General features: G+C 74.8%; 12 protein-coding genes. 7 read left to right on the top strand and 5 right to left on the bottom strand.

Features of this window, described 5'->3' with window-relative positions; all coding sequences use genetic code 11:
- The first annotated feature begins 11 nt into the window (after positions 1–11).
- Positions 12–782: a 2,3-dihydro-2,3-dihydroxybenzoate dehydrogenase gene (locus tag IE316_RS18005; RefSeq protein ID WP_190205376.1), complete on the top strand. Its 771-nt coding sequence runs from the start codon at positions 12–14 to the stop codon at positions 780–782.
- Between the two features lie 85 nt (positions 783–867).
- Here IE316_RS18005 and IE316_RS18010 read toward each other — a convergent pair whose 3' ends face one another.
- The 4 genes from IE316_RS18010 to IE316_RS18025 are packed head-to-tail and all read right to left on the bottom strand — an operon-like array spanning position 868 to position 6,948.
- Positions 868–2,076 (bottom strand): NAD(P)/FAD-dependent oxidoreductase, encoded by a 1,209-nt coding sequence (locus IE316_RS18010; RefSeq protein WP_190205377.1) that lies wholly within the window; start codon positions 2,074–2,076, stop codon positions 868–870.
- Positions 2,073–3,467, bottom strand: coding sequence for an FAD-dependent oxidoreductase (locus IE316_RS18015; protein WP_190205378.1), 1,395 nt, complete (start codon positions 3,465–3,467; stop codon positions 2,073–2,075). Before IE316_RS18015 ends, IE316_RS18010 begins: the two co-directional genes overlap by 4 nt.
- Positions 3,464–5,542, bottom strand: coding sequence for a molybdopterin oxidoreductase family protein (locus IE316_RS18020; protein ID WP_190205379.1), 2,079 nt, complete (start codon positions 5,540–5,542; stop codon positions 3,464–3,466). Before IE316_RS18020 ends, IE316_RS18015 begins: the two co-directional genes overlap by 4 nt.
- Before the next feature lie 2 nt (positions 5,543–5,544).
- A complete protein-coding gene (locus IE316_RS18025; RefSeq protein ID WP_190205380.1) occupies positions 5,545–6,948 on the bottom strand; it encodes a nitrate/nitrite transporter in 1,404 nt (467 codons plus the stop codon).
- A 462-nt stretch (positions 6,949–7,410) separates the two neighbouring features.
- Here IE316_RS18025 and wrbA point away from each other — a divergent pair, with 462 nt between their 5' ends.
- Together wrbA and IE316_RS18035 are read left to right on the top strand one after the other, a co-directional pair.
- Positions 7,411–8,028 carry an NAD(P)H:quinone oxidoreductase gene (wrbA, locus tag IE316_RS18030; RefSeq protein ID WP_190205381.1) on the top strand — a complete coding sequence of 206 codons (618 nt, stop codon included), beginning with the start codon at positions 7,411–7,413 and terminating at the stop codon, positions 8,026–8,028.
- 153 nt (positions 8,029–8,181) lie between these two features.
- Complete coding sequence (locus tag IE316_RS18035; RefSeq protein WP_229910443.1) at positions 8,182–8,646, top strand: GNAT family N-acetyltransferase; 465 nt, start codon at positions 8,182–8,184, stop codon at positions 8,644–8,646.
- Between the two features lie 130 nt (positions 8,647–8,776).
- On the opposite strand, the gene IE316_RS18040 is transcribed toward IE316_RS18035, so the two are convergent.
- Positions 8,777–9,943 carry an IS701 family transposase gene (locus IE316_RS18040; protein ID WP_229910444.1) on the bottom strand — a complete coding sequence of 389 codons (1,167 nt, stop codon included), beginning with the start codon at positions 9,941–9,943 and terminating at the stop codon, positions 8,777–8,779.
- Positions 9,944–10,209: 266 nt separating this feature from the next.
- Between IE316_RS18040 and ispH the strand changes: the two genes are divergently transcribed.
- Genes ispH through ispG form a run of 4 tightly spaced genes read left to right on the top strand, consistent with a single transcriptional unit; the run spans position 10,210 to position 15,250 of the window.
- Positions 10,210–11,160, top strand: a complete 951-nt coding sequence (ispH, locus tag IE316_RS18045) for a 4-hydroxy-3-methylbut-2-enyl diphosphate reductase (RefSeq protein WP_190205382.1) — start codon at positions 10,210–10,212, stop codon at positions 11,158–11,160.
- Positions 11,161–11,185: 25 nt separating this feature from the next.
- Positions 11,186–12,229, top strand: a complete 1,044-nt coding sequence (locus IE316_RS18050; protein WP_190205383.1) for a polyprenyl synthetase family protein — start codon at positions 11,186–11,188, stop codon at positions 12,227–12,229.
- Positions 12,230–12,233: 4 nt separating this feature from the next.
- Complete coding sequence (locus IE316_RS18055; RefSeq protein WP_190205384.1) at positions 12,234–14,084, top strand: 1-deoxy-D-xylulose-5-phosphate synthase; 1,851 nt, start codon at positions 12,234–12,236, stop codon at positions 14,082–14,084.
- The gene (gene ispG, locus IE316_RS18060) at positions 14,081–15,250 is read left to right on the top strand and encodes a flavodoxin-dependent (E)-4-hydroxy-3-methylbut-2-enyl-diphosphate synthase (RefSeq protein WP_190205385.1); all 1,170 of its coding nucleotides are present in this window, start codon (positions 14,081–14,083) and stop codon (positions 15,248–15,250) included. The genes IE316_RS18055 and ispG overlap by 4 nt, the downstream gene beginning before the upstream one ends.
- Positions 15,251–15,399: the final 149 nt, after the last annotated feature.

Raw genomic sequence — 15,399 nt, forward strand, 5'->3', positions numbered from 1 at the left:
AGGTCGCAGACATGGAAGGACGCGTGGCCCTGGTCACCGGCGCGGCCGGCGGCATCGGAGAGGCCGTCGTCAGGGAGCTGGCCGGCCGCGGCGCCGTCGTCGCGGCCCTGGACCGGGACGGGGAGCGGCTCGGGGAGCGGACCGGGAAACTCGTGGCGGAGGGCCTGGCGGTCACCGCCTTCCCCACCGACGTCACCGACAGCGGCGAGGTGGAGGAGACCGTCGCCCGGATCGAGGACGGACTCGGCCCGGTCGACATGCTCGTCAACGCGGCCGGTGTGCTGCGGCTCGGCGAGGTCGTCTCCTACGACGACGCGGACTGGCGTACGACCTTCGACGTCAACGTCCACGGTGTCTTCCACGTGTCCCGGGCGGTGGTCGGCCGGATGGTGACGCGGTCCCGGGGCGCGGTCGTGACCGTGGCGTCCAACGCGGCGGCCACGCCCCGCGCCGACATGGCCGCGTACGCCGCCTCCAAGGCGGCCGCGGCGATGTTCACCAAGTCCCTGGGGCTGGAGGTGGCCCGCTTCGGCGTGCGGTGCAACGTCGTGGCGCCGGGGTCCACCGACACCCCGATGCTGCGGTCCATGTGGAGCGACGAGTCGGGGGCGCGGCGGACGCTGGCGGGTGATCCGGAGAAGTACCGGGTGGGCATCCCGCTGGGCCGGATCGCCCTGCCCGCGGACGTCGCCACGGCGGTGGCCTTCCTGCTCTCCGACGCGGCCGAGCAGATCACCCTGCACGCCCTGACCGTCGACGGCGGCGCCTCCCTGGGCGCCTGAGCCCGCGGACCGGTCACCGCACCCCGCGCCCCCGGCCCGGCGGACCACCGGGCCGGGGGCGCGGGGTGTGCGGACGCCGGCTGGTTCAGGCGGCGGTGAGCAGCTCGTCCGGCGCGGCGGGCAGCCGCCGGCCGAGCAGGGACCGCAGGGCGGCGTAGGCGGCGGTGTCCCCGGCCAGGACGCCGCCGACCAGGGTGGTCGCCGAACTGTCGAGGACGAGCTTGGCGTAGCGGTCGCCGCCGAGGTCGGCCCGGACGAACTCGACGGCGCCCTCGGTGCGCGCGTGCGCGTCCCCGAAGCTGGCCACCTCGATCCCCACCAGCTTCAGCCGGGTCGACAGCTCGGCCCCGGCGAACCCGGCGTCCCGCTCGCCGGTGAGCTGCCGGGCCACCGCCTCGGCCATCCGGTAGCCCGGCGTCACCAGGCCGTAGCACCGGCCCTCGACCGCCGCGCACTCGCCGACCGCCCAGATCCGTGCGTCCGCCGTACGGCAGCGGGCGTCCACCAGGAAACCGCCCCGGCCGCCGGTGGCCAGGCCGGCGCCGGCGGCCAGCTCGTCCCGCGGGCGCACACCGGCGGCGAACACCACCAGGCCGGTGCCGAGGACCGACCCGTCGGCGAGCGTCACCGACCGCACCGAGCCGTCCGCGCCCGCGTCGACCGACCGCAGCCCGGCACCGCAGTGGACGCGCACCCCGCGCCGGGCCAGCAGCCGCCCGAGCACGGCACCGCCGCCCTCGTCCATCTGGAGCGGCATCAGCCACGGCGCCGCCTCCACCACGTGCGTCCGCATGCCGAGCGCGTCGAGCGCGCCCGCGGCCTCCAGCCCGAGCAGGCCCCCGCCGACGACCACGGCGCCGCGCCCCGGCCGGACGGCGGCGCGGATCGCGGCGACGTCCTCCAGCGTGCGGTAGACGTGGCAGCCGGGCAGGTCGTGACCGGGCACCGGCGGGACGAACGGCCGCGATCCGGTCGCCAGGACCAGCGCGTCGTAGCCCACCTCCGTGCCGTCGGCGCAGCGCACCGTGGCGGCGGCCCGGTCGATGCGCACCACGGGGGCGGACAGCCGCAGCTCCACCCGCTCGTCGCCCGCGAAGTCGGCGCCGGGCAGCGCCAGCCGGCCGGCCGGAGCGCCGCGGGCGTGCGCGGACAGGGCGATCCGGTCGTAGGCGGCCACCGGCTCCTCGGCCAGGACGACCACCCGCCAGGCGCCCTCCCGGTCCCGGTCGCGCACCTCCCGCACCAGCCGGTGGCCCGTCATCCCGTGGCCGACCACGACCAGGACGCCACTCATCGGGCCTCCGTACCGCGTGCGTACGCCGCGCACCAGCCGCGCACCTCGCCGACGCAGCCGCCGCAGCCGGTGGTCGCCCGGGTGGCGGCGGCCAGCCCGGCCACGGTACGGGCACCCGCCCGCCAGGCGGCGGCCAGGTCCGCGCCCGTGACGTGGGCGCAGTGGCACACCACGGCGTCGGCCGGCCGCCGTTCGCCGGCGTACTCCACCGGAGACCCCAGCAGCAGGGCCAGCCGGTCGGCGGGGACCGGCTCGCCGCGCCGGTAGAGGCGTACCACCGCCGCGATGGCCCGGCCGAGCCCCAGCAGCACCGCGCCGCGGACGCGGCCGTCGCGCAGCCAGAGCCGGGCGTACCGGCGGCGGGCGGCGTCCGCGAACACCACCGTCTCCTCGGCCCCGTCCGGCGCCCCGAGCCACACCAGGTCCATCTCGGGTGCCTTCAGGCGTACGACGGGTCCGGCGGCGGTGTAGCGGTCCCGCCCGCCGGCCAGCAGCCCGGCCAGCGCCTCGGCCTGCTCCCAGGCGGCGGTGTGCCCGAAGTGCGGGCCGGTGCCGCCGGGGGGTTCGGCGCAGTCGCCGAGCGCGTGGACCCGCGGGTCGGCGGTGCGCAGTTTGTCGTCGACGACGACGCCCGTGCGCACCGCGAGCCCCGCGGCGCGTGCCAGCGCGGTGCGCGGCGCCACCCCGGTGCACAGCAGGACCTCGCCGGCGGCCACCCACCGGCCGTCGTCGAGACGGAGCTTGCCGCCCGTGCGGGCCTCGGCCGTCCGGCCGGTGCACAGGGCCACGTCCAGGGCGCGCAGCCGCGCCGACAGCGACTCGCCCGCCCGGGCGTCCAGATGCCGGTCCAGCGGGTAGCGGCCCCGGTGCACGAGGGTGACGTCCCGGCCGCGACGGCGCAGCGCCAGCGCCGCCTCGACCGCCAGCGGGCCCCCGCCGACCACCGCCACCGGGTCGCCCGAGCCGAGGTCCGCGCAGTGCGCCAGCGTCCTGAGCGTCCGCACGCCCGGCGTGAGCCGCCCGTCGGCGCCCCGGGCCCAGGGCAGGTCGGGCACCAGGGGAGCGGCGCCGGTGGCGAGGACGAGACGGTCGTAGGGGTAGGCCCGCCCGTCGCTGCCGCGCACCAGGCGCCGGTGCCGGTCGACGGCCGTGGCCGTGACCCCGAGCCGCAGGTGGGTGCCCTCGGGCGGGGCGGGCAGGGCGAGCGCCCCGGGGGTGAGGGTGCCGTCGAGCACCGAGGTCAGCAGCGGGCGGCTGTAGGCCCCCGCCGGCTCGTCGCCCAGCACGGTGACCTCACCCCGGTGACCGTGCCGGCCGAGCCGCTCCACCAGGCGGTGGGCGGCCGGGCCGTATCCGACGACCACGATCCGCTCGGTTCCCGGTGTGCTCATGGCGCCGCCTCCACCCGTACCGCGCACACCTTGAACTCCGGCATCCGACTGCGCGGGTCGAGCGCCGGGTGCGTGATCAGGTTGGCGCGTCCCGCGCCCGGGAAGTGGAACGGCACGAACACGGTGTCCGTCCGCAGCGAGGGCTCGCAGCGCACCCGCGCGCGCATCGCGCCGCGCGCCGAACGCACCAGGGCCCACTGACCGTCGGCGAGCCCGGCGCGGGCCGCGGTGTCCGGGTGCATCTCGACGAACGGCTCCGGCGCGGCCTCGGCCAGTCGGGCCACCCTGCGGGTCTGCGCCCCGGACTGGTAGTGGGCGAGGACCCGCCCGGTCGTCGCGTACAACGGGAAACCGGGCCCGGGCGTCTCGGCCGGGTCCCGGTGCTCCACCGGCGCGAACCGGGCCCGGCCGTCGGGGTGCGCGAACCGGTCCAGGAACATCCGGGGCGTGCCGGTACTCCCCTCGGGGCAGGGCCAGTACAGCTCCGCGCCGGCGTCGAGGCGTTCGTAGCTGATGCCCGAGTAGTCGGCAGGCCCGCCCCGGGTGGCCTCGCGCAGCTCCGCGAAGACCTCGCGCGGCGCGCACGGATACCGTTCGGCGGGCTCGCCCAGGCGGACCGCCAAGGCGTGCAGCACCTCCAGGTCGCCGCGCACGCCCGGCGGCGGGTCGAGCAGCCTCCGGCGGCGCAGCACCCGCCCCTCCAGGTTGGTGAGCGTGCCCTCCTCCTCGGCCCACTGCGCCACCGGCAGCACCACATCGGCCAGCCGGGCCGTCTCGGACGGCACGAAGTCGGCCACCACCAGCAGGTCGAGCCGGCCGAGGCGCTCGGTGACCCGGCCCGCGGCGGGCGCGGACACCACCGGGTTGGAGCCGACCACCAGCAGCGCCCGGGGGCCGCCGGCCTCGCCGATCGCGTCCAGCAGTTCGTAGGCGCTGCGCCCCGGTCCGGGCAGCCGGTCCGGCGGCACCCCCCACAGCCGGGACACGTGCTCCCGGGCCGCCGGGTCGGTCAGCAGGCGGTACCCGGGCAACTGGTCGGCCTTCTGCCCCATCTCCCGCCCGCCCTGGCCGTTGCCCTGGCCGGTGAGCGTGCCGAAACCGCGGCCGGCGCGCCCCGGCAGGCCCAGGGCGAGCGCCAGGTTGATGAACGCCGCCACCGTGTCGGTGCCCTTGCTGTGCTGCTCGGCGCCGCGCCCGGTGAGGACGTAGGCGCGTTCGGCGCCCGCGAGCATCCGGACCGCGGCGCGCAGCTCGGACACCGCGACCCCGGTCACGGCCTCGACGCGCTCCGGCCACCAGGCGACCGCGCGGGCCCACGCGGCGTCGAAGCCGGTGGTGCGCTCGTCGACGTACGCCTTGTCGACCAGGCCCTCGGTGACGGCGATGTGCAGCAGTCCCAGGGCCAGGGCGAGGTCGGTGCCCGGCGTCGGCTGGAGGTGCAGCGCCGCGCGCTCGGCGGTACGGGTGCGCCGCGGATCGGCGACGATCAGGTCCGGCCGGTCCAGGTGGCGCAGGAGCGGGGGCATCGTCTCGGCCGGGTTGGCGCCGGCCAGCAGCACCACGTCGGCCCCGCCGAGGTCCGTGACCGGGAACGGCAGCCCGCGGTCCACGCCGAAGGCGGCGATCTGCGCCGCGGCGGCCGAGGCCATGCAGAAGCGGCCGTTGTAGTCGATCTGGCTGGTGCCCAGCGCCAGCCGGGCGAACTTGCCCAGCGTGTACGCCTTCTCGTTGGTGAGCCCGCCCCCGCCGAAGACCGCCAGGGCGTCCGGCCCGTGCGCGGCGCGGATCTCGCGCAGCCGCCGGGCCACCAGGTCCAGGGCCTCGTCCCAGCCGGCCGCCGCGAGCCGCCCGTCGGCCCCGCGCACCAGGGGAGTGGCGAGCCGGTCGGGCACGCCGAGCACGTCCGGCGCGGTCCACCCCTTCTGGCACAGGCCGCCCCGGTTGACGGGGAAGTCCGGGTCGGGGCGCACCTCGACGGCGCCCCGGACGCCGCTCAGCCTCGTCCCGCACTGCAGGGCGCAGTACGGGCAGTGGGTGGCCGTCCCGGGCGAGGACGCGGTGAGTCGGGGGTCCATGGTCACACCCGTCCCGTGATCCTCGGCCGCACCGGCCGGACGCCGGCCGCGGCCTCGTCGTCCCGGCGGCGCAGATAGACGCGCCAGGTCAGGGCGAGGCAGAGCACGTAGTAGCCGAGGAACGCGGCGAACGCCACGGTTCCCGAGCCGGACGTGCCGTAGGCGCCGCGGAAGGCGAGGTTGATGCCGACCCCGCCGAGCGCGCCCACGGCCCCGGCGACGGCGATCAGCGCGCCGGAGAGCCGGCGGGCCCGCGCGAAGGCCGCCGTGGCGTCCGCGCCGGCCGCGATGGCCTGCTCCGCCTCCCGGGCGTGCTGCGCCGGGATCATCTTGTACGTCGACCCGTTGCCGAGCCCGCTGAGCACGAACAGCACCGTGAAGGCGGCCACGAACAGCGGGAAGGAGGTGGTGGCCGAGGCGACGAGCAGCACCCCCGTGCCGGCCGCCATCGCCGCGAAGTTCCCGAACGTCACCCGTGCGCCGCCCCAGCGGTCGGCCATCCTGCCGCCGACCGGGCGGGCCAGCGAGCCGAGCAGCGGCCCCAGGAAGGTGTACGAGGCCGCTTCCAGCGTGCTCGCCCCGAACTCGCTCTGCAGCACCAGGCCGAAGGCGAACCCGTAGCCGATGAACGAGCCGAACGTGCCGACGTACAGCAGCGAGATCCACCAGGTGTGCCGGTGCGCGGCGGCCTCCCGCAGCACCCCCGGCTCGGCGGGCGGCACGGGCAGGTTGTCCATGCGCAGCGCCGCGCCCAGCGACACCAGCACGATCAGCGGCAGGTAGACGGCCGCCACGTAGGAGGGGTGGGTGTCGCCGGCCGTGGTGATGACCAGCAGGCCGAGCACCTGCACGACGGCCACGCCCAGGTTGCCGCCGCCCGCGTTGATCCCGAGCGCCCAGCCCTGGTGCCGCTGCGGGTAGAACGCGGTGATGTTGGTCATGGAGGACGCGAAGTTGCCGCCGCCCAGGCCCGCCAGCGCACCGACGATCAGGAACACCCACAGCGGCGTCTGCGGGCGCTGCACGAAGAACGCCGCCAGCCCCGCGGGCACCAGCAGCACGCAGGAGGCGAACACCGTCCAGTCGCGGCCGCCGAAGCGGAGCACGGCCGCGCTGTACGGCAGCCTGAGCACCGCCCCGACCAGGGTCGGCACCACCACGAGCAGGAACTTCTCGGACGGCGTGAAGGTGAAGCCGATGTCGGGCGACATGAAGAGCACCAGGACCGACCACATGCTCCACACCGAGAACCCGACGTGCTCCGACAGCACCGAGAACACCAGGTTGCGGCGGGCGGTGAACCGGCCCTCGCGCTCCCAGAACGCCTCGTCCTCGGGGTCCCAGTACGTGAGCCGCCGCCCGCCGCGCGCGGCCGCACCGGACGCCGCCCCGCCCTTGCGCCCCATCACGCGGCCCCGATCGCGCCGTGGCCGCCGGCACCCGCGACGAGGACGCCGGAGACGCCGGCCGGCAGCCGCTCCGGGACGGAGAGTCCGCGCGGCCCGGCCCCCGCTGTGCACCGATCGACATGACTACCGTTCACGAAGGTCTCCGTTCGGTATCCGGACATGCGCCGCGGCGCGGGAAGCCGCACGCCTCGCGGGCCGCGCGGTGGGCGGCCTGGCGGGGGGAATCGCTGCTACCGAGCCTGCTGAGCCGTCGCCGGGCGGTCAACGACCCGCTCGGGGGTCCGTCAAGTCGCCGTCCGGCCTGCGGTTTCGCGGTCCGTCCGGCGGGACCTGACGGACTCCGGAGAAACCGCTTTGCCGGGCGGCCGCGCCGTCCGCACGATGAGGCCACCTGCGGCCCCGGGCGCCGGACACCCGCGCCGAGGCCGGCGTCAACCCATCGAGGGGGCCTCACCCACCATGACCAATGTCGCCGTCATCTACTACTCGTCCACCGGCAACGTGCACCGGCTCGCCCAGACCGCTGCCGACGCCGCCGAGAAGGCCGGCGCGGAGGTGCGGCTGCGCAAGGTCGCCGAGCTGGCACCCGAGTCCGCGATCGCGCAGAACGAGTCCTGGGCCGCGCACGCCGCCGCGACCCGGAACGTTCCCGAGGCCGCCCTGGAGGACCTGGAGTGGGCCGACGCCCTCCTGTTCGGCACCCCGACCCGCTTCGGCCTGCCGGCGGCCCAGCTCAAGCAGTTCCTCGACACCACCGGCGGCATCTGGTACGAGGGCAAGCTGGTCGACAAGGTGGTGTCGTCCTTCACCTCCACCGCCAGCGACCACGGAGGGCAGGAGAGCACCCTGCTCGCGCTGAACAACACCTTCTACCACTGGGGCGCGATCATCGTTCCCCCCGGCTTCGCCGACCCGGTCCAGTTCGAGCCGGCCAACGGCAACCCGTACGGCACCAGCAGCATCTCCGGCAACCAGCCCGACAACGTCGACCCGCACAACCTGGCCGCGATCGAGTTCCAGGCCCGCCGGACCGTCGCCGTCGCGAGCGCCCTCAAGCGCGGATTCGCCTCGGCCTGACCCGCCGGCGACTCCCCCGGACGGCGCGAGTCGACCCCCCACCGCAGGAGGACCCGGCATGATCCGATCCGCGACCACCGCCCCGCCCGGCGCACACCGGCCCGGCACGAGCCCGGTCCGGCCGCCCGGCACCCCGGCCGTCCGGGACCTCCCGTGAGCGGCGCCCGGTCCGCCGCCGGTGACGGGCTGCGCACCACGGACGTCGCACCCGGCACCCCGCGCATGCGCGACGACGTACGGCCGCTCGTCCGCGCCCTGCGGCCGGAGCTGACCGAGGACGGCTTCGACGCGTTCGCCGCCGAAGCGCACGGACAGGGGCTGGTGTTCACCGCCGCCTACGCCCCGGACGGCACCTGTGTGGCCGTGGCCGCCCACCGCACGCTGGCCACCAGCCGGGGACGGATCCTCCTGGTCGAGGACCTGGTCACCGGCCCGGACCACCGGTCCACCGGGATCGGCGCCCGCCTGCTGGACAGCCTCGTCGAGCGGGCCCGCGCCGCGCGCTGCGCCGCCGTCGAGCTGGACTCGGGCGTCACCAACCACGCCGCCCACCGCTTCTACCACGCGCGCCGGATGCGTATCGCGGCGTACCACTTCCGGCTGGACGGCCTGGACTGACCGCGCGGCCGGTGTGCCCGCGCGCCTCGCCCCTTCCCCCGCGCCCCCCTCCCCCAGGGGAGCGCGGGGGAAGGGGCGACGCCTGCCGCGCCCCGGCACGCCCCGGTCGCCGGCCGGCCCGGCCACCGGTTCACGAGGCCCGCCGCGCCCGCGGGTCCGCCGCCGAGAGCACGCACACGGCGTGCGCGGCCGAGGCCAGCGTGGTGTGCCGGTGCCAGCCGCCGTAGGAGCGGCCCACGTAGTCGCGGATCCCGACCTGCGAGGCCACCTCGTCGCAGTCCCGGTCGACCCGGCGGGCGCAGTCGCCGAAGCGCAGCACCGCGGCGGCCGGGTGCGGCAGATCGGTCAGCCACATCTCGGCCGGTCCGCGCCGGCCCGGAGCACTGACACCGACCAGCGACAGCGGCGCGCCGCCCGGTCCGGTCCCCGGCACCCGCACCCCGACCGCCGCGACCAGCGCCGTCCTGCGCACCGCGGGCAGCGACCGGGAGACGGTCTCCAGACGGGCCATGGGCCGGAACAGCGCCCGCGCCGCCTGCATGATCTCCGGCGCGGTCAGCCGGTGCGCGGCGTGCCCCGTCAGCGCCGGGTCGTGCACCGTGAGCGGCACGTCGCCGTGGACCCGGACCATGGCGGGGAACCCCATGGCCCGCAGCCCGTGGACGGTGGCGACGGGGTCCGCCTCCTCGATGTCGACCACCACCGGCTGGGCCGGCAGCTCCCAGGCGGCCAGGCTCTCCCGGCACGCCGTCAGCACGCAGTCGCCGAGCGTCTCGGGCTCCACCTCGCACGGGATGGACGCCTGGTTGCGGCGGAGCCCGTCCTTGATCCAGGTCTGCGGCAGATACAGCCGCCAGTTCAGCGGCGCCGTCATGGTGTCGGCGGCGCCCCAGACCCCGACGGCGCGCTGGGCGTTGAGGGCCTGTCCCTCGTCGGCCGAGAAGTAGCGGCCGACCCCGACCGAGTGGCGGCCCACCTTCGGGATCGTCATCAGGCGGACCACGTAGGCGTGCGGCGGCGCCGTACGGGTCAGGTACCCGGCCAGCGACCGGCGCACCGGGATCCAGTCCCAGGTGGAGCTGCAGATGAAGTGGTGCAGACTCTGGCCGGTGCTGCTGCCCTTCAGCGCCGCCATGTTCCGGATCGACTTGCGACCGCGGGTGGAGAGCAGCCCGTGGATGTACTCCATGCCCCGGCGCCGCTGGTCGCTGCGGCGCAGTGTCGCGAAGAGCTCCGTGCCCAGGTCCTCGAGCGTATCCCCGAGCACCGCTTCGGGACGAATGAGAGCAGTACTCATGTGACTCCTCGGTCGATGCATTTCACGTCGCGCGGCCCGCTCAATTCACGCGGTGCGGCCGGATGAATTCGCGTCGTGCGGTCCGCTCTACGGTAGGAATCGGGGCAGCCGTAATGAATGACAAGGGCCTAGCAAGGTTCAGCGGTTGGGGCGCCCGCGGTACATGACTGCTTCGAGCCCGAGCACCCGTATGTGGTTGACCGGGGACAGACCTGAACAGCACAGTCGGCAGCGGGAGTCGAACCAGGCAGCGGAGACGGGTGAAAATGGGACGCAAGAAGAAGGTCATCCTCGCCGAACCGCGCAGTTTCTGCGCCGGTGTGCGCCGAGCGATATCGATTATCGACCTCGCACTGGAACGCCATGGCGCTCCGCTTTATGTACGCAAGGAAATCGTGCACAACCACTATGTGGTGCGGCAGTTCGAGCGGCGCGGCGTCGTGTTCGTGGATTCCGAGGAGGAGGTGCCCGAGGGCGCGGTGTGCGTGTTCTCCGCGCACGGCGTCTCACCCCAGGTGCGGCACAACGCCAGGGCCCGCCGGCTCGACGTCATCGACGCGACCTGCCCGCTGGTCTCCAAGGTGCACCAGGAGGCCAAGCGGTTCGCCCGGGAGGAGCGCACGCTGCTGCTGGTGGGGCACGCCGGGCACGAGGAGGTCGAGGGCACCTTCGGGCACGCGCCCGACCGGACGGTGATCGTGGAGACCGTGGAGGACGCCGAGCGGCTCGACCTGCCGGCCGGCACCCCGGTGGCCTACCTCACCCAGACGACGCTGTCGGTGGACGAGACCCGCGACATCATCGAGGTGCTGCGCCGCCGCTTCACCGATCTGCGGGGCCCGGGCACCGACGACATCTGCTTCGCGAGCCAGAACCGGCAGGACGCCGTCAAGCAGGTCGTGCCGCGCTCCGACCTGATGCTCGTGGTCGGCTCCCGCAACTCCAGCAACTCCCTGCGGATGGTGGAGGTGGCGCGCCGGCTCGGCGTTCCCGCCCACCTGGTCCCGGACGTCACGGAATTCGACGAGCGGTGGCTGGAGGGGGTCTCGGTGGTGGGCCTGAGCGCGGGGGCGAGCGCTCCCGAGATCCTCGTCGACCAGGTGCTGGAGAGGCTCGCGGACTTCGGATACCGCGACATCGAGATCGAGCAGGTGGCGCAGGAGGACGTGGTCTTCCATCCGCCGACGCATCTCATCGACACGGCCAAGGCCGGCTGACCGGCCGGACAGGAGAGGGAGCAATATGACGACCGCGGTGACAGACCGGCTCGCGGTGCGCGGCACCCGCGCCGAGGTGCTGCGCAGGGCCGAGCGACGGCTGGGTGAGCTCCTCGCGCACGAACGCGCCCGCTGGAGCGGTGTCGACGAACGGGGCGCGGTCCCCGTGGACACGGTGACCTCCCTGGTCGACGCGGGCGGCAAGCGGCTGCGCCCCGCCTTCTGCGTGACCGGTTACCTGGCCGCGGGCGGCGACCCCGAGGACCCGATGGTGGCGGACGCCGCCTCCGGCATCGAACTGGTCCACACCGGTGCGCTGCTGCACGACGACGTGCTCGACGCCTCCGACACCCGGCGCGGCGCCCCCGCGGCGCACGTCAGGCACGCCGCGGTGCACGCCGAACGCGGCTGGCGGGGCGAGTCGCGCCGCTACGGCGAGGGCGTGGCGCTGATCTCCGGGGTGCTGGCCATGCTCTACGCCGACCGCCTCACCCGCGGCCTGCCGCCCGCCGCCCGCGAGGTGTGGGGCGAGATGGTCACCGAGATCCAGATCGGCCAGCACCTGGACGTCGCGGTGGCCGCGGAGGGCGTGATCGCGCCGGAGCTGTCGCGGTGGATCGCGATCTGCAAGTCGGGCCGCTACAGCATCACCCGCCCGCTGCTGCTGGGGGCCGCGCTCGCCGGACGGCCCGACCTGACGTCCGCGTTCGAGGAGTACGGCGAGTGCCTCGGCCTCGCCTTCCAACTGCGCGACGACCTCATCGGCGCGTTCGGCGACAGCACGGTGGCCGGCAAACCGGTCGGACTCGACCTGGAGCAGCACAAGATGACCCTGCTGCTCGCCGAGGCGGCGGAGCGGGACCAGCAGGTGCGCTGCCTGGTCAACCGCCCCGAATGGGACACCGCCGCGCTGCTCGACCTCCTCGACGAGAGCAGGACCCGGATCGAAGAGCGCATCGACGCGCTCGTGGAACGCGCCGGCGTGGCCCTCGACCAGGCCGCGATCGAACCGGTGTGGCGGGAGGAACTGAGCGAGATGGCCCTCGAAGTCGCCTACCGGAACCGGTGATCGCATGTCATTGCTGGAGACCGTGCACGGCCCGGAGCGGCTCCGGGAACTGAGCGCGGAGGAACTGGACACCCTCGCCGCGGAGATCCGCGCCTTCCTCGTCGAGAGGGTCTGCGCCACCGGCGGGCACCTCGGCCCCAATCTGGGGGTGGTCGAGCTGACCCTCGCCTTGCACCGGGTCTTCGACTCGCCCCGCGACCGGCTGCTGTGGGACACCGGGCACCAGTCGTACGTGCACAAGATCGTCACCGGCCGGGCGGCCGGCTTCGACAAGCTGCGCCGGCGGGGCGGCCTGTCGGGCTACCCGAACCCGGCCGAGTCCGAGCACGACTTCGTGGAGAACTCGCACGCCTCCACCGCGCTGTCCTACGCCGACGGCCTGGCCCGCGCCGACGCCCACCACGGCCGCACCGACCGGGCCGTGGTCGCCGTCATCGGCGACGGGGCGATGACCGGGGGCATGGCGTGGGAGGCCCTGAACAACATCGCGGGCGGGCCGGACCGGCCGCTGGTCATCGTGCTCAACGACAACCAGCGCTCCTACGCGCCCACCCAGGGCGGGTTCGCCGACCACCTGGGGGAGCTGCGCTCCGGGCAGCCGGGGCCGCCCGGCCTGTTCGAGCAACTGGGGCTGGCCTACCTCGGACCGGTCGACGGGCACGACGTGACGGCGCTGGAGGTGGCGCTGCGGCGGGCCCGGGAGCTGCGCCGGCCGGTCGTCGTGCACGTGGTGACCGAGAAGGGGCGCGGCTTCCCGGTGACGGAGCGGAACGAGCTGGACCGGGGCCACGCCGTCAAGCCGATGGACCCCGCGACGGGCCGGCCGCTGAAGAGTTCCGCCGGGCCGTCCTTCACCTCCGTCTTCGGGCGCGAACTGGTCCGGATCGCCGAGCGCCGTCCGGACGTCGTGGCCATCACGGCGGCCATGCTGGAGCCGACCGGCCTGCTGCCGATGCAGCAGCGGTTCCCCCAGCGGGTCGTCGACGTGGGCATCGCGGAGCAGCACGCGGTCACCATGGCGGCGGGCCTGTCCCTGGGCGGCGTCCACCCGGTCGTCGCGATCTACTCCACGTTCGTCAACCGGGCCTTCGACCAGTTGCTGATGGACGTGGCGCTGCACCGCAGGGCCGTGACGTTCGTACTGGACCGCTCCGGCGTCACCGGCGACGACGGCCCCAGCCACAACGGCATGTGGGACATGTCGGTCCTGCAGGTGGTGCCCGGGCTGCGGATCGCCGCCCCGCGCGACGGCACCCGGCTCGCCGAGCTGCTGGCGGAGGCCGTCGAGTGGGAGGAGGGCCCCACCCTGGTGCGCTTCCCCAAGGGACCGACGGGCGAGGACATCCCCGCCAGGAGCACGTTCGCCGGCACCGACGTACTGCACCGGGCCGGTCCCCTCGACGTACTGATCGTCTCGGTGGGCGCGCTGGCCCCGGTGGCGCTGCAGGTGGCCGAGGTGCTGTGGGCGCAGGGCATCGGCGCCACGGTGGTCGACCCGCGCTGGGTCACGCCGGTCAACCCCACGCTCGCCGACATGGCGCGCCGGCACCGGCTGGCCATCACCGTCGAGGACAACAGCCGGATGGGCGGCGTGGGTTCGACCATCGCCCAGTTCCTGCGCGACGAAGGGGTGCGCACGCCGCTGCGGGAGTTCGGCATCCCCCGGCGCTTCCTCCAGCACGGCAGCCGTGCCGAGGTGCTCTCCGGCTGCGGACTGACCGCACAGGAGATCGCCCGGGCCGTGGTGGAGGAGATCAGCGGTCCGGCGGAGGACCGGACCGGCGGTGAAGCGATCGACTTCGAGCGGGAGATGGCCCGCCTCATCGACCGGGAACGCGGAGGAGAGACACGATGACGACGGTTGGTCTCGGGATGCCCGCGGTCAGGCCCGAGGCGGAGCTGCCGCCACTGGCCGAGCGGCGCAGGTCCCGCCGGATCATGGTCGGTTCGGTGCCGGTCGGCGGTGACGCGCCGGTGTCGGTGCAGTCGATGACGACGACGGTGACCGCGGACGTCAACGCCACGCTCCAGCAGATCGCCGAACTGACGGCGGCCGGCTGCCAGATCGTCCGGGTCGCGGTCCCCTCGGCCGACGACGTGCAGGCGCTGCCCGCCATCGCCAGGAAGTCCCCGATCCCGGTGATCGCCGATATCCACTTCCAGCCCAAGTACGTGTTCGCGGCCATCGAGGCCGGGTGTGCCGCCGTCCGCGTCAACCCGGGCAACATCAAGAAGTTCGACGACAAGGTGGGGGAGATCGCCAAGGAGGCGGCCGCCGCCGGCATCCCGATCCGCATCGGCGTCAACGCCGGTTCGCTGGACCGCCGGCTGCTGGAGAAGTACGGCAGGGCGACCCCGGAGGCCCTGGTGGAGTCGGCGCTGTGGGAGTGCTCGCTGTTCGAGGAGCACGGCTTCCGCGACATCAAGATCTCGGTCAAGCACAACGACCCCGTGGTCATGATCGCCGCCTACCGGCTGCTCGCCGAGCGCTGCGACTACCCCCTGCACCTGGGGGTCACCGAGGCCGGCCCGGCCTTCCAGGGCACGATCAAGTCCGCCGCGGCGTTCGGCGCGCTGCTGTCGCAGGGGATCGGCGACACCATCCGGGTCTCCCTGTCGGCGCCGCCGGTGGAGGAGGTCAAGGTCGGCACGCAGATCCTGGAGGCCCTGGCGCTGCGCGAGCGCGGCCTGGACATCGTCTCCTGCCCCTCCTGCGGACGGGCCCAGGTGGACGTGCACACCCTGGCGGAGAAGGTCTCCGCCGCGCTGGAGGGGTTCCCCGCGGCGCTGCGGGTCGCCGTCATGGGCTGTGTGGTGAACGGGCCGGGCGAGGCCAGGGAGGCCGACCTGGGCGTGGCCTCGGGCAACGGCAAGGGGCAGATCTTCGTGAAGGGCGAGGTGATCAAGACCGTACCGGAATCGCTCATCGTCGAGACGCTGGTGGAGGAGGCCGTGCGGATCGCCGAGGAGCGGGGCGAGTCCCTCGACGGGCCGGGCCCGGTGGTCGTCACCCCGTCCTGATCCCCAGGCCCTCGGGAGCGCCGGCGACGGCCCGCGGGTTGCCCGTGGGCCGTCGTGCTGTGCCGGAGAGTTGACATTCTCCACCGCCGTCGGCGGAGGTTTTGCGCCAACCGACCACGGACCGTTGGGCCCGGTGACGGTCTGCCACC

The organism is Streptomyces fumanus, from assembly GCF_014655295.1.
GTDB classification, from domain to species: domain Bacteria; phylum Actinomycetota; class Actinomycetes; order Streptomycetales; family Streptomycetaceae; genus Streptomyces; species Streptomyces fumanus.

Bases quoted from the DNA above. Each gene is read 5' to 3' on its own strand.
- wrbA (WP_190205381.1), top strand. From the start codon at position 7,411: ATGACCAATGTCGCCGTCATCTACTACTCGTCCACCGGCAACGTGCAC.
- IE316_RS18010 (WP_190205377.1), bottom strand. From the start codon at position 2,076: ATGAGTGGCGTCCTGGTCGTGGTCGGCCACGGGATGACGGGCCACCGG.
- IE316_RS18050 (WP_190205383.1), top strand. From the start codon at position 11,186: ATGACGACCGCGGTGACAGACCGGCTCGCGGTGCGCGGCACCCGCGCC.
- IE316_RS18020 (WP_190205379.1), bottom strand. From the start codon at position 5,542: ATGGACCCCCGACTCACCGCGTCCTCGCCCGGGACGGCCACCCACTGC.
- IE316_RS18040 (WP_229910444.1), bottom strand. From the start codon at position 9,943: ATGAGTACTGCTCTCATTCGTCCCGAAGCGGTGCTCGGGGATACGCTC.
- IE316_RS18005 (WP_190205376.1), top strand. From the start codon at position 12: ATGGAAGGACGCGTGGCCCTGGTCACCGGCGCGGCCGGCGGCATCGGA.
- ispG (WP_190205385.1), top strand. From the start codon at position 14,081: ATGACGACGGTTGGTCTCGGGATGCCCGCGGTCAGGCCCGAGGCGGAG.
- ispH (WP_190205382.1), top strand. From the start codon at position 10,210: ATGGGACGCAAGAAGAAGGTCATCCTCGCCGAACCGCGCAGTTTCTGC.
- IE316_RS18015 (WP_190205378.1), bottom strand. From the start codon at position 3,467: ATGAGCACACCGGGAACCGAGCGGATCGTGGTCGTCGGATACGGCCCG.
- IE316_RS18025 (WP_190205380.1), bottom strand. From the start codon at position 6,948: ATGGGGCGCAAGGGCGGGGCGGCGTCCGGTGCGGCCGCGCGCGGCGGG.
- IE316_RS18055 (WP_190205384.1), top strand. From the start codon at position 12,234: ATGTCATTGCTGGAGACCGTGCACGGCCCGGAGCGGCTCCGGGAACTG.